Annotated in this window: 11 protein-coding genes; 5 read left to right on the top strand and 6 right to left on the bottom strand. The window is 60.6% G+C overall.

Going from position 1 to position 12,559, the window contains the following annotated elements; genetic code table 11:
• Positions 1-4: 4 nt before the first annotated feature.
• Positions 5-829: a HesA/MoeB/ThiF family protein gene (locus ACOYW1_RS03100; RefSeq protein WP_482421617.1), complete on the top strand. Its 825-nt coding sequence runs from the start codon at positions 5-7 to the stop codon at positions 827-829.
• 43 nt (positions 830-872) lie between these two features.
• Here the strand turns inward: ACOYW1_RS03100 and ACOYW1_RS03095 are convergent, their stop codons facing one another.
• Positions 873-1,409, bottom strand: a complete 537-nt coding sequence (locus ACOYW1_RS03095; protein ID WP_482415129.1) for an outer membrane beta-barrel protein — start codon at positions 1,407-1,409, stop codon at positions 873-875.
• Positions 1,410-2,376: 967 nt separating this feature from the next.
• Between ACOYW1_RS03095 and ACOYW1_RS03090 the strand changes: the two genes are divergently transcribed.
• The 4 genes from ACOYW1_RS03090 to ACOYW1_RS03075 all read left to right on the top strand — a co-directional run bounded on the left by ACOYW1_RS03090 (position 2,377) and on the right by ACOYW1_RS03075 (position 6,797).
• Entirely contained in the window at positions 2,377-2,913 is a 537-nt protein-coding gene (locus tag ACOYW1_RS03090; RefSeq protein ID WP_482421616.1) for an outer membrane beta-barrel protein, read from the top strand.
• A gap of 404 nt (positions 2,914-3,317) precedes the next feature.
• The gene (locus ACOYW1_RS03085) at positions 3,318-4,337 is read left to right on the top strand and encodes a DUF3187 family protein (RefSeq protein ID WP_482421615.1); all 1,020 of its coding nucleotides are present in this window, start codon (positions 3,318-3,320) and stop codon (positions 4,335-4,337) included.
• 172 nt (positions 4,338-4,509) lie between these two features.
• Entirely contained in the window at positions 4,510-5,595 is a 1,086-nt protein-coding gene (locus ACOYW1_RS03080; protein ID WP_482421614.1) for a 4Fe-4S binding protein, read from the top strand.
• 218 nt (positions 5,596-5,813) lie between these two features.
• On the top strand, positions 5,814-6,797 hold the full coding sequence (locus ACOYW1_RS03075; protein WP_482421613.1) for a GlxA family transcriptional regulator: 984 nt from the start codon (positions 5,814-5,816) through the stop codon (positions 6,795-6,797).
• Here the strand turns inward: ACOYW1_RS03075 and ACOYW1_RS03070 are convergent.
• The 5 genes from ACOYW1_RS03070 to ACOYW1_RS03050 form a co-directional block, all read right to left on the bottom strand.
• The gene (locus ACOYW1_RS03070) at positions 6,778-7,665 is read right to left on the bottom strand and encodes an alpha/beta fold hydrolase (protein ID WP_482421612.1); all 888 of its coding nucleotides are present in this window, start codon (positions 7,663-7,665) and stop codon (positions 6,778-6,780) included. The two genes, ACOYW1_RS03075 and ACOYW1_RS03070, sit on opposite strands and share 20 nt — an antisense overlap.
• Positions 7,666-7,794: 129 nt before the next feature.
• Positions 7,795-8,208 carry a hotdog fold domain-containing protein gene (locus tag ACOYW1_RS03065; RefSeq protein WP_482421611.1) on the bottom strand — a complete coding sequence of 138 codons (414 nt, stop codon included), beginning with the start codon at positions 8,206-8,208 and terminating at the stop codon, positions 7,795-7,797.
• A gap of 167 nt (positions 8,209-8,375) precedes the next feature.
• The gene (locus ACOYW1_RS03060) at positions 8,376-10,610 is read right to left on the bottom strand and encodes a molybdopterin-containing oxidoreductase family protein (RefSeq protein WP_482421610.1); all 2,235 of its coding nucleotides are present in this window, start codon (positions 10,608-10,610) and stop codon (positions 8,376-8,378) included.
• 623 nt (positions 10,611-11,233) lie between these two features.
• Positions 11,234-11,755 (bottom strand): hypothetical protein, encoded by a 522-nt coding sequence (locus tag ACOYW1_RS03055; protein ID WP_482421609.1) that lies wholly within the window; start codon positions 11,753-11,755, stop codon positions 11,234-11,236.
• Complete coding sequence (locus ACOYW1_RS03050; RefSeq protein ID WP_482421608.1) at positions 11,745-12,428, bottom strand: hypothetical protein; 684 nt, start codon at positions 12,426-12,428, stop codon at positions 11,745-11,747. The genes ACOYW1_RS03055 and ACOYW1_RS03050 overlap by 11 nt, the downstream gene beginning before the upstream one ends.
• Positions 12,429-12,559 lie beyond the last annotated feature (131 nt).

The following is a 12,559-nucleotide window of genomic DNA, read 5'->3' as shown; positions in this document are numbered from 1 at the left end:
AGACATGATGATCAAACGGATTCAGCAGGCGGCGCGAGCCAATGAACACGGGCATGAGATGCTCTCCGAGGCGGAGGCCGGAATAATAGCCGATGAGGTGGGGCTGGCCGTGGGGAAGGTTCATAAGGCGGCCCTGGAGACGGGCATCTGGCCGGAGCGCTATGTGCGCAATGCGGGGAGTTTTACCTGCGACGAGCAGAAGCAGCTCATGGGCAAGGTGGTGGCTGTGGCGGGGTGCGGCGGGCTTGGGGGGTACATCGCCCAGTTCCTGGCCCGCATGGGGGTGGGAAGGCTCCTGCTCTTCGACCCCGACGTGTTCGAGGCCAGCAACCTGAACCGCCAGGTGTTTGCCACCGGGGAGACCCTGGGTTCAGGAAAAGCAGAGGCGGCCCGGGCAGCCCTGGCCGCCGTCAACCCCTCGGTCTCGGTGACGGCCCACAGGCTCGACGTCACGGGCGACGAAGCCCGCCCCCATCTCACCGGCGCAGACCTCATGGCCGACGGCCTGGACACCCTGGGGGACCGGGCCAGGCTCTCGGAACTGTCCCGGGGCCTGGGCATCCCCATGGTCCACGCCACCATCTCCGGGTTTGAGGCACGGGTCATGGTCCTCTGGCCCCATGGCCCCTCCTTTGGCGATCTCTTCGGGGCCGAGGCCGAATCCACCGCCGAATCCGTTCTGGGCACTCCGGCCGTCACCCCTGCGGTGGCAGCGGGCCTTCAATGCACTCAGATCATAGGGGCCCTTCTGGGTCACATCTCTTCGGGCCAGGCCACCATGGTGCACATGGACCTGATGTCCATGCGCTCCGAGGTGTTTCACTTCTGATCCGGCCCCGACCGGTTGACGGTGCGGGCAGGGCCGAGCCCAATTAAAAGGTGCAGAAAAGAGCGGTGCTCAGGTCAAAGAGGGTGATCTCGTCCGTGGAGCCCAGCCCGCGGCTGAACCCTGCCCCGCAGGTCAGCCCCAAATGATCCGTAAGGGGCACATCCACCCCCACCCCGAACCGGGCCACACCGCCTGTACGGGAGTCATCGGCTCCGGCGGCCACCTCGTCGGCCTCCAGCTTGAGAACCCCGATGCCTGCGGCAATGTACCCGGTGCTGTTGTCGCCCATGGAAGAGAGGTACCGCGCTCCTAAGGTAAGCATGGAGACCGAGGCGTCTCCACGGGTCAGGTCGTTGTCCACCTCAAAATCAGAGGTCACGGCGCCGTAGATGTCCAGGTCCACGGACGGTGCCACACGGTACCCGACGTTGAGGTACCCTCCGGCACCGGCTTCCTGGCTCATGGAGTCGTAAAACAGGCTCGGGCCTGCGGAAATTCGAAAAGTGTGTCCCTCAGCGGCAAAGGCGCTCTGGCCCAGCAGCATGAGGACGGCTGTCATTGCAACAATCATTCGTTTCATCTTTAACATCCTTTAAACGTATCCAACCCCGTCAACGGGGTTTGTTGTCCGCTTGTGTCATCCCCGGGCAACATGCTCCGGGAACCAGTCATAAAAATCCCGCCCGTGCGGGAGCCTGAATACCGTCCTGCGGTGGTTCCGGGCGGTGGCGTCACCGCCGGAAATGCCGGGCACCGTGCCATCACGGCGGGTGGTCGATCCAGGCGTATATCGAATCCGAAAAAGAGTGGGCCTCCACGTTTTCACCTCTCCTGCCCTGCATGCGCTGTCCGGTCTGGCTCCGGCCCTCCGGAACTGTGAACTCACGCATTCTGGACACTCGTAAAAAAAGGCAATTTGTCAACTGCATTCAAGCTAACAATGAACTCCGGAAAATCAAGCGGTGCAGTCATACAACACGTCACAATCGACTGCAATAACAATACGCTGTACTGCTACAAAGAACAGCGTACAGGACATTGTACACGCGCCCCGATCCCTGTTAGGAAACACGGCCTGCGCACGTTCCTTTGCCGGGAGAGCAACGCCCCGTAAGTCAAAAACCGGCCTCTCCTCCCGTCGCTGTATCGCCCTCGCCAACGGACGAATGCCGAAGCGCCCCAGCGGCTTTAAAGACCGCCTTTTTCCTGCCATGCGTTTTCCATAAACCGGGGTTTGCTGTTGCGAGCCGATGCAACGGCGTAGTATCATGGGTCATTGATTCAATGTAACACGTCCCGTCCATGTCGCTGCCATGCAGCCCATGCCGGACACTCTCCTTTCCGGGACTCCGCTTTCCCCTGCGCTCCTGCTTTTCAGGCTGGCCTCGTCCCTTTGACGCCTCCCTCTCCTGCCCCCGCTGCCCGCAGGTCCTTGCCCCGACTTTTCTCGCCCCTGCGATACCGCAGGCACGACCGGGACCGGTACATCTTGCGCAACGGCCCTGTGCAACGGGCCCCCGTCAAACCCTATCCAAAGGATACGGCTCATGAGACGAATTACCCTTTTATCTGCAGCCATTCTGGTGATGCTGGGGTCCACGGCCCTGGCAGAGAGCGGGCCTTCATTCAAGATCTCCGCAGGCCCCACCATGCTCTTTGACCCATCAACCCAGGAGGCGGGCCTAGGCGGCCACGTGACCCTGGGGTACCAGGTGGCATCTGCCTGGGAAATTGAGCTCTACGGCGCAACCAGCGACCACTTTGAGATGGAAAACAACCTGACAAGGGGAGATGCCTCTATCTCCCTGGTGACCCTGGGCGGACGCTACCTCTCCTCCTTCAGCGGAAAAACCAGGGGCTTTATCGCCTTTGGGGCCGGGGTCATGGAAATTGAAGCCGAGGACGCGCCCTCCGGGGAGGACGACACCCAAAGCGGCGGAATCGGACGGTTCGGGGTCGGCATCGACCACGCCTTCATCCCCAACCTGGGGGTCACCTTCGGCGCCGGGTTCAACCGGGGCTTCGGGGACACGGACGAGGTGGTTCTCTACGACCTGACCTTTTCTGTTTTCTGCGCGTTTTAAGCCCCCCGCCGGCTGACGCCCTCGACATGCACACCCTCTGATCCAGGAAGGCCCGACCGTGTACCCCACGGCCGGGCCTGACACACCTTTCTTGCCCTCGCTATCAAATGCGGGAGCGCTGTCAGGGCACCCTTGCGCCTAAATAGTTCATATGCTAAACATACTTCTTTTCCTATACATCCCCCGAGCCAGCCCCACGTTCGTGCGCCCTGTCGCACAACCCGGTGCACGCCCCGGGGGGCCACAGACAGGCCCGAACCGTCTTCGGTGACGCAGCCTGTGACGAGCCCAGCGAATCGATCCGCGGAATACCGGTGAAGCCCGCTCACTGTTCGGGCTTCCCTATCGACACGAACCCAGAGCGACAAGCGCACTGACATACGTTCACTGAAAAGGCCCGACACATGACCCGTTTTGCCTCCTGCCTCTCGACCCTGCTTCTCGTCCTTTTTCTGTTCACCGCCCAATTCGCCTCAGCAGACGAAGGCAGCGCCTCCCCCGACTTCGGCCCGGGGATCCTCAACATACGCTCCCAGTCCATCGCCCAGAGCTTCCGCCTGACCCTGCCCCTGCTGGTGCCCGGTGACATCCCCCGCGGCTGGCAAGTCTTCTCCCAGGCCACCTGGACCAATGTGTGGGCTGAAGACCCAACCTACCTCCTGGACTACGAAATGCTGGACACCACCCTCGGCTTCAGCTACGGCATCAGCGACCGCTTCGGGGTCTCGGTGGTTATGGACAGCAGGCGCTACTTCGGTGGGGAGATGGACGGGTTCATCCAGGGATTTCACGATTTGGCGGGGATCGGACAGAACGGCAGGGACAATTACAGCAAGGGCCGTTCCGCCATCACGCTCTTCGACCCTGCCACCGGAAACGTTGCGGAAGAGAGGTCCCCGGGGGACTTGAACAACACAGGGGTCAGCCTTTTACTCAACTACACCATGCTCCACAGCCACCCCTTGCTGCCGGACGTCAACATCTACGGGGTGGCCCGGTACGCCTTTGAAACAGCAGATGTCATCTCACACGGAGACGAGGTGGACACAGGGGCAGGGCTTGGTTTCGCCAAGCAGGTGTTCTCCGGGATCCACGCCTACGGCATCCTCGGATACACCCTCTACGGCAGCCAGGAGGCGTCGGAAAAAGAGATCATCGACCTGAAAAGCTACCAGGTCACCGGCCTGTTTGCCCTTGCCTGGCAGGCCACCCCCAGACTCAGCGCCGTGGGCCAGTACCTCTACTCTTCCTCGGTGGTGGAGAAAATCGGCGGGTTGAAAGAATCGTCCCACGAGGTCCACTTAGGGCTCAAGTACAAGGTCTCTCCCCGCACCGGCCTGAATGTCTCCCTCATCGAAAACATCGTCACCATGGACAACAGCCCGGATTTCGGGCTTCATGTGGGCTGGTTCATGCGGCTGTGATCCCCGGGGCAGTGACAGGGGCAAAAAAGTCTGATTTGGCCTCTTTTTTGTCAATTCTGCCCCTTCCGCAAGCATGGTGCCTTTGCATATCATTCATTCTGGAATGGAGTCGTAAGCATTTGCCACCCCAGTGGTAACACACACCAGGGCAAGACATGTCAAAGGAGACACCATGGACATCTACGAACAACTTCGGCAACGACTGGCCACAAACCCTGTGGGTGCACCGCCTTCAGAGGCGTTTGATGAGATCCTGCGCATTTTGTTCACCCCCGATGAAGCAACACTGGCCCTGTCCCTCACCTTCCTCCCACAGCCCGTGGACCGGATTGCCGATAAAACAGGCCTCTCAATGGAAACGGTTCGGGGTACCTGTGAAACCATGGCAGACAAGGGAGTGATTTTCAGCCGCGAAAAAAAAGGAGACATGGGCTATTGCCTTCTCCCTGCAATTCCCGGCCTGTTTGAGTTCCCCTTCATGGGCGGCGGTGGCACCCCCATGCATGAGCGTCTGGGGACCCTGTGGGAGATCTACCACAGGGAAAGCCAGGGCATGGAGTTCGCCTCAAGCCCGACGCCCCTGATGCGTGTCCTGCCCGTGGAAGAGTCGGTCACCGGCCACGACGAGGTCCTGCCCTATGAGGTCATTACCCGCATGATGGAGAAGAACCACACCTTTGCCCTGGCCGAATGCGCCTGCCGAGTCTCCAGAGGCGAGGAGGCCTGCGACAAACCCACCGATGTCTGCCTGCTCTTTGACGGCATGGCCCGCTTTCTCATCGACCGGAAGCACGCCCGGGAGATCACACGGGAAGAGGCCCATGCCACCCTGCTCCGGGCAGAAGAGGCCGGCCTTGTGCACACCACCAACAACAGCCAGGACCGCCTGAACCTCATCTGCAACTGCTGCGGATGCTGCTGCACCATTCTCACCTGCCGGACCAAGCTCGACGCCCCCCACCCCTTCTCCACCTCACAATGGTTTGCCCGGGTGGACGAAACCGAATGCACGGGCTGCGGAATCTGTGCCGATGAAAGGTGCATGCTGGATGCCATCGACACCACCGGGGACACCGCATCCATCGACGAGGAAAAATGCATCGGCTGCGGCCTGTGCGTCTCCTCCTGTCCCGCAGAAGCAATTGCCATGGAAAAACGGGCCACGCCCCCGCCGCTGCCCGAGACCGGCTCACAGCTGGGAAGCCAGGTCCTCATGGAAAAAGGTCGCCTCGAGGCGTTTATCGAGATGAATACCTGATCGAAAACACCCGGACACGGGGCCAACGCATTTAAGAATCCAGTTGCCTCCGGCGGGTCGCTTTTTGAAAAAAGCTCCGCAAAAACGTTCCGGTGATCAAGGGGCTATGCAAATTTGCTGTGCCCCCCAAAAAAAAGAACTTGTTAGTCAAACGTTTCAAAAGCTTGCCCTCCGGCAGGGCCGCCGGAGGCAAACATCACCCTTAGCAAAGGACTCCCATGGCACACATCACCCTGCTTGCCGCCACAGGCTGTGCGACCTCCTGCATCACCGGCGTCATCGACGCCCTGTCCATCGCCAACCGGTGGCAGGCCCTCTCCGGGGAAAACGGCTCCCACGGGCAGCCGCTTTTCCACTGGGACATCGTCTCCAGGGACGGACTCACCGTGGAGGGAGAAAACAGGGTCCGCATCGAGCCGCACCGGGCCATGGATGATGTGACGGCAACCGATCTCATCCTCATCCCCGGATTCATTGCCCCCGCCCATGTCACCCACAAGCCCCCTGCCGAACTGATCACCTGGATCCGGGACTGGCATACACGGGGTGCCACCATCGCCGCCACCTGCACGGGCTCTTTTCTCTTGGCGGAAACCGGCCTCCTTGACGGAAAGGAGGCCACCACCAACTGGGTCTTTGCGCGGTACTTCAAAAAGCGCTACCCCAACGTCAGGCTCCTGCCGGAGCGCCTTTTCACCAAAGACGACCGCCTGATCTGCACCGGGGCCACCTCCGCCTACATGGACCTTTGCATGTACCTGATCAAAACATTAGCGTGGAAAACTGCCACGTGTGCCAAGGGGCTGCTCCTGGACCCGAACCGGTCGAGCCAGTCCCCTTTTTTCATCTTCGACTACCACAAGGCCCATTCAGACCCCACGGTGCTCAAGGCCCAGGCCCTCATGGAAACCCACTACCCCCATCCCCTCTCCATGGAAGCCCTTGCCTCGGAGCTGGCCATCAGCCCGCGCCACTTTGTCCGACGGTTTAAAACCGCCACAGGGGAGACGCCCCTGGCCTACCTTCAGCGGATCCGCATCGAAGCGGCCAAGCAGACCCTTGAGACCACCTCCGAGCCCATCGACGTCATCACGCGGCAGGTGGGCTACGAAGACACCAACTCCTTTCGCAAGCTCTTCAAGAAAAACACGGGGCTCTCCCCCAAAGAGTACAGGGACCGCTTCACGAGGCTCCGGAACTGACAGCCGGGGTCTCCTTCTCTCCGGTCATCCCGGCTTCGGCCATTCCTGAGGCAATCAGCCCACAGCACCCTTCGGGGTCTTCAAGGGGCAACAGGTGACCTGCCGACAGGTCTTCCAGAAAGACGCTCCCCGGGCTGACGCGCTGCCACTGAGCCCAGAGCGCCTCGGTAAAAAAGACCGAAGGCCTGGCCCGCAGGGCAACGCACGGCAGGTTGATTCCGGCGAGCTCTCCCATGACATTGGGAGGCTGGGTGTAGTTGTGGGCCTCCCACACCTTTGGAAAGGCCAGGGACCAGAGACCGTCTGCGGTTTCCGTGACACCGTGGGTGGCCATGGCCGCAAAGGCGTCATCCCCCAGGCCGCTGTACATCCGCTTTCCCCGGCAGTGGGCCAGGTAGGCGTCCCGGCTTTTCCAGGTATCGGTCTTTTTTAAGGTTCCTTTGGCTGGCTGGGTAAGGTTCATGGCGGCCTTGGGCAGGATGTTGGCAAGGAGAGCCAGGGTTCTGGAGAGCATGGCAGGCTCAATGAGAACCAACCCCTTGAACAGGTCGGGTCGCCTGGCCGCCGCCAGGATCGTGCAGGTGGCGCCCATGGAGTGCCCCATGCCGATCACCGGGGCATCCACCGTCTGTTCCAGAAAGGAGATAAGATCGTCTGCGTACATCTGCCAGTCCCGCCGGACCGGAGGCGGCCCGACCTTGGGCCAGGTCGGACGCAGGTCCAGGGTATGCAGGGTCACATGGCCGGTCAAACGGGCCAGCAGCGGAGAATAGACCCCCGTGGGAGGCCCGTCCGAGCGCGCGTCAAGGTGGGCCGTGGGGCCTTTGCCCCCGTGGTGGGTCCAGGTTGCGTTGGAAGGCAATGTCATGCGGGTCTCCATTGTTTGCGTTACTGCCCCTCCCCCGAAGCCCCGCCGAAAACCGGAAGGGGCACTGCATTCCTGCCTCCGCCGGGGCTGTCAGGAGAGAACGTTCCAAAGGGGCTTAGCCCGGATATGTCACGCCTTGGGGCTGATATTCATTGTTATTTCGGCGGTGAATACCTCGATGCCTTCTGTATCCACGATGGAGACAGGCACCGTGATGTCGCTTTCCCCGCTCCAGTCAAGACCGGAGCCGTCTGCCACGGCTCGCAGGTCTGTCTTGGCCTTTTTGAGGTAGTGGACGGACATCCCCACCGGGATCCATCGATGGGTCTCCGGAATGGAGACATCGGTCATGGTGCCCGCCACCAGTTCCGCGGCGTTGCACATGGCAATGGCGTGAACCGACCCCAGGTGGTTTTGCACCTTGGCCTGCTTTTTCACGGACACCTCGGCATATCCCGGCCTCAAGTCCACGAACATGGGGTCGATGCTCCCGAAGTAGGGGGCAAACTGCACCACCCCGTCGGTGAAGGCTTTGTTTCCCATCTGATTATACATCGTCAATGTTCCACTCATCATAACCTCCTCTCTCGTTGTCTGTGGCAAAAACTGCCCGCCATTTATTTTACATGCGTACTATTTACTTTACATGTGAAATAAAAGTCAACCAAAGAGAAGAAGCCTGCCATGGGGCTCCTTATGTTTGTCTCACATCAACACGCCTCAAGCCGGCAGGGCACAAAGCGGTGAAGCGGGGTACCGATGGGGTCCCGGTGGGTACTTTTTGTCAGGTCGTTGACGTTGAACCCCGTGACCTGGCCGTTGTAGTTCAGGCCGAACCCGTGGGGGATCAGCGGCCTGCACATGAAGTTCATCTTGACCTCCAGCTCGCCCACGGCAGAGCCCGCCTCGGTGGTGACCCGCACGGAATCACCGTCGATCAGGCCAAGCGTCTCCGCCAGTGCAGGGCTTACGGCAATGGTGCACCCGCGTTTTCCCTTGAGCCATTCGGGGTTGCGAAGCTGGGTATTCATGGTGGTCATGCGGTGGCGGCCCGCGTTGAGGACCAGAGGAAAGGCGTCGGTAAGGGCAAGGTCCCGGGCTTCGGTGTCGGCATCAAGGGCCATGGCCTCGGCTTCCAGCTCGGGGATCACCAGCTCGATCTTGCCTGAAGGGGTCTTGACCTCGGCCAGGTTGCTCTCTGTATCCATGGTCCCCACCCAGAGCCCTTGGGGGGTGTCGAGGATCGTTTGAAAGATCCGGTCCCCCATGTCCATGCCGGTTTCAAACCCCAGGCGCGCGGCATTTTTGCGAAATGCCTTGGGGGCCGTCATCATCATGCCCCAGAAACCGGCAAGGGCCGCACTGTCCCATGCTTCCCCCAGGGTCTTGCCCAGAATGAAGAGCATCTTGGGAAAATACTCGGGATGGGCCCCCACCCACGCCATGAGGGCGGCCCCAAAGGTCATGCGGTCCTTGTGGGCCGCCTTCATAACCTCTTCCGGGATCTCGGGGATAAGGCCCATCTTGTCTGCCAGGCGGGTGAAGATCTGGGAGGACTCCAACTGGTCGCCCTCGGGTGTCACCACCGGGCGGCGCATCTGAAAATAGACGTTGGGAAAGCTCCAGGGGAAAAAGGTGCCGTCGTATGCTTCGTAAAAACTCCGGCAAGGGAGCACGTAGTGGGCTTTTCGGGCGGTCTCGCTCATGACCATGTCGTGGACCACGAGGAGATCCAGGTGCTCGAAGGCGGTCTCCAGGGCCTTTGTATCGGGCCAGGAGCGCAAGGGGTTGCAGACACTCACGATGGCCGCGCGGATCCGGTCCGGGTGGTCGGTGAGGATCTCTTCGGGCAGGGCGCATGCGGGAAACGAGCCCGCGGCCGCAGGGGGCAGCCCGGAGACAGCGGTCTTCCACACCTTGGGGTTTCGCTCGTCCGCGTGGTAGCCCAGGGGCATCACCATGCCGGGGATGATGTTGCCGCCCCTCTGGCCGAAGATCCCGCAGACGCAGCCCAGGATGTTGAGAAGGTAGGAGTTGAGGGTGCTGTGCCGTCCCATGAAAATCCCCAGGTCCGGGTGAAAAGCCCAGCGCCTGGTGGTCATGAGACGGCAGAGGTCAAAGACAGTGTCGTAGGAGAGCTCGCAGACGGCAAGGGCGGCCCGGGCGTCAAAGGCCTGGAACCAGGGTTTGACGGCCTCCCACCCGTCGGTATGGGCCGAAAGGTAGGCCTCGTTTTCCCACCCCTGTTCCACAATGATGGCGACCATGGCCTTCACCAGCAGGGCGTCGGTGCCCGGCCTCAGGGCCAGGTGGATGTCTGCGATGCGGGCGGTCTCGGATTTTCGGGGGTCAACCGAGACCAGCAGGCGATCCGGGTCTTTGCTGATGCCTTTAAGAACCAGGGGCGCCCGGGGCATCTGATGGCTCTCCATGCCGTTCCAGCCCCAGGCCACGAGCATCTCGGTTTCATGGTCGTCCGGACCGGTGAGGATATACTGCTTGCCGAACATCCGGCCCTGCACCCACCAGGTGCCGCTGAACTCCTGGCCCGCCGAGGTATAAAGGTTTTGGGAGCCCAGGCACTTCATCAGGCTCACCCCAAAGCCCGCCTCCATGTGACCTCCCTGGGCGCTGGCCCCCATGTAGGCAAAGGACCTCGGCCCGTGGGCATCCACCGTGGCCGTAAGCTTCTCCGCGATCTCTGTCAAGGCCTGGTCCCAGGAGACGGGAACAAACTCGCCCCCCACCTTTTTCAAGGGCTGGGTCAGCCGATCCGCCGGGTACTGGTGATACAAAACGTTCATGCCCTTGCGGCAGGCATACCCCTGGCTGCGCGGGTTGTCCTTGTCCGGCCTCACCTTCACCATGCGGTTGCCCTCAACCAACACCTCCAACCCGCAGTTCTGCGCGCAAAGCACGCACCCTGTCTTGTGCCACATCCCCATGATCGGCCTCCTTGATTGTCTGCTTAGTCTGAATCGCTGTTGTCCCTCCGGCGAGGGGGTGCCATGCAACGGAATACAAGCCGCGAAAACGAATAGGTCATGCATTGGGGAGGTGCCCCTTCACATGCGTTTCGCAAAGAATCGGGCTCTTGCCCCTTTTCCCCGGTCTTTCTTGGGAAAAAGGGCACCCCAAATGTACCCCCGGTGCACGCCGTCGAAAAGAGGCAGATACGACAAATAGCAGGCCATATCAGACAAGAAGGTCATCCTCCCCAGGGTCAACGCATGTAAACATTCAGTTGCCTCCGGCGGGTCGCTTTTTGAAAAAAGCTCCGCAAAAATTTTCCGGTAATCGGTAATAAAAAAAGAAGAGGAGCTATGCCTTGCAGGGAGGCATCCTCAAAAAACAAAACCCGTGTGTCAAACGCTTGGGCCCCGGCAGGACAGGGCCATACGGAAATCGGGGCAGCCCGGGACCAGTTCGGGAGGTATGAAGGTGGATTCCTGCCGTAAACTGTTGTGATGTCCCGATGCTGCCCCGGTCGCTGCCGGAAGCGCGGTGCAAGGGCGCGCTCCCTGTCATGACCGGCCATGTTGGTGAGACATGCCCGGCCAAAGGGGGATCAGATGATCAGCCACTCCACGCCGAAGGAGATGTCCAGGGTATCTTTCTCCATTTTAACGCCTTTTTCCGTGGTGTAGCTGTCGTAAAAATAGGGGGCCGCCGAAAGGCTGAAGGAGAGGGTGTCGCTGTGGTGGTACTTCACGCCTGCGGCCACGGTCTGGTACTCAAGCTTGGGGTTGACGTAGTAGTAGCCGGTTCGCTCCAGGTCGTCTTTGGGGTCACATGTGATGTACCCCAGGCTCAGGGTCCACTTCGGGGTGGCGTCGTACTCCACGCCTGCGGCCACATAGTAACCGTTGCCCATGTTCTCCTCGGCGCCGCTCCGGTCGGCGTCCTTTTGCCATGCCACCACACCGTCGGCCGCCACTCGCCATCTCGGGGTAAGGCGATACATGACCCCCACAGCGGTCTGGGCGGGAAAATCAAGGCGCATCTTGGAGCCCTTGGAGGACCCGTTGAGCATGTTCAGGGCACCCAGGAGCATGGGGTTGCCTTCAAAGGTGTCGATCTCATACTCCATCTTGGTCCGCATCTCGTGCCGCAGGGAGAGGGCCAGTCGATCCGTGGCCTTCCACGAGAGACCGAACACCGGAGCCGCCCCCGTGGCGTCCTTGGGAGAGGTCCAGCACCTCCCCTCCGTCAACCTCAACCTCCTGAATTCCGTAAAGCACGCGCACCCCGCCCGAAACAGCCAGGCTGTCGGAGAGCTGCCAGGAGACACCGGTTGTGAGCCCCGGCACCAGGTAGGTAAACTCCGTCTCCTTTTTCAGGATCGCGTCCAGTGGGTGACCGGGGATGAGGACAAAGCCATCGTCATAGTCCACGATGCCGAGGCCGCCGAAGACGGCCGTTCCCAGGTACATGCCGAGGCGGCCTTTGCGGTAGACTGCGTTGGGAAGGGCAAGAAAGGAGGGGGTGGTGGTCTCGTAGGTGGTACCGTCGTAGGTATGCTGCCACTCTTTTAAACAGGCTTTCACGGAAAGCCCCACATGAAAGCCATCTTGCAGCCAGGCCGTGCCGGCCGGGTTGTAAATGGCGGTATCCGAGGAATCAAAACTGGCCGTACGGGCCGGCATCCGGGTAAAGTCGGCCGTAAGGCTCGACTGGTTGTCCACCATGCTTGCCACGGCAGAGGTCGTCATGAAAAAAACCGCCAGCACACCGCTTCCAACACGTAAAACAAAATCCTTCATACCTTCACGCTCCTTGAAATAGATGGGTTAACGCGCCACACAGAATCACTGTTTACTCGCGTCAACCTATTTCAAGAACGATGCCAGCATTGAACACACTGAAAACATGATGCATTGGAAAGACTGGTTCT

The organism is Desulfoluna sp. CYM3A, from assembly GCF_056829965.1.
Note: the sequence above shows the minus strand (reverse complement) of the source record. Positions and strands in the feature narration are given on the sequence as shown.

Coding starts and splice junctions, on each gene's coding strand:
- ACOYW1_RS03050 (WP_482421608.1), bottom strand. CDS start 12,428: ATGAAGGATTTTGTTTTACGTGTTGGAAGCGGTGTGCTGGCGGTTTTT.
- ACOYW1_RS03060 (WP_482421610.1), bottom strand. CDS start 10,610: ATGGGGATGTGGCACAAGACAGGGTGCGTGCTTTGCGCGCAGAACTGC.
- ACOYW1_RS03095 (WP_482415129.1), bottom strand. CDS start 1,409: ATGAAACGAATGATTGTTGCAATGACAGCCGTCCTCATGCTGCTGGGC.
- ACOYW1_RS03075 (WP_482421613.1), top strand. CDS start 5,814: ATGGCACACATCACCCTGCTTGCCGCCACAGGCTGTGCGACCTCCTGC.
- ACOYW1_RS03070 (WP_482421612.1), bottom strand. CDS start 7,665: ATGACATTGCCTTCCAACGCAACCTGGACCCACCACGGGGGCAAAGGC.
- ACOYW1_RS03090 (WP_482421616.1), top strand. CDS start 2,377: ATGAGACGAATTACCCTTTTATCTGCAGCCATTCTGGTGATGCTGGGG.
- ACOYW1_RS03100 (WP_482421617.1), top strand. CDS start 5: ATGATGATCAAACGGATTCAGCAGGCGGCGCGAGCCAATGAACACGGG.
- ACOYW1_RS03080 (WP_482421614.1), top strand. CDS start 4,510: ATGGACATCTACGAACAACTTCGGCAACGACTGGCCACAAACCCTGTG.
- ACOYW1_RS03065 (WP_482421611.1), bottom strand. CDS start 8,208: ATGGGAAACAAAGCCTTCACCGACGGGGTGGTGCAGTTTGCCCCCTAC.
- ACOYW1_RS03085 (WP_482421615.1), top strand. CDS start 3,318: ATGACCCGTTTTGCCTCCTGCCTCTCGACCCTGCTTCTCGTCCTTTTT.
- ACOYW1_RS03055 (WP_482421609.1), bottom strand. CDS start 11,755: ATGGAGTATGAGATCGACACCTTTGAAGGCAACCCCATGCTCCTGGGT.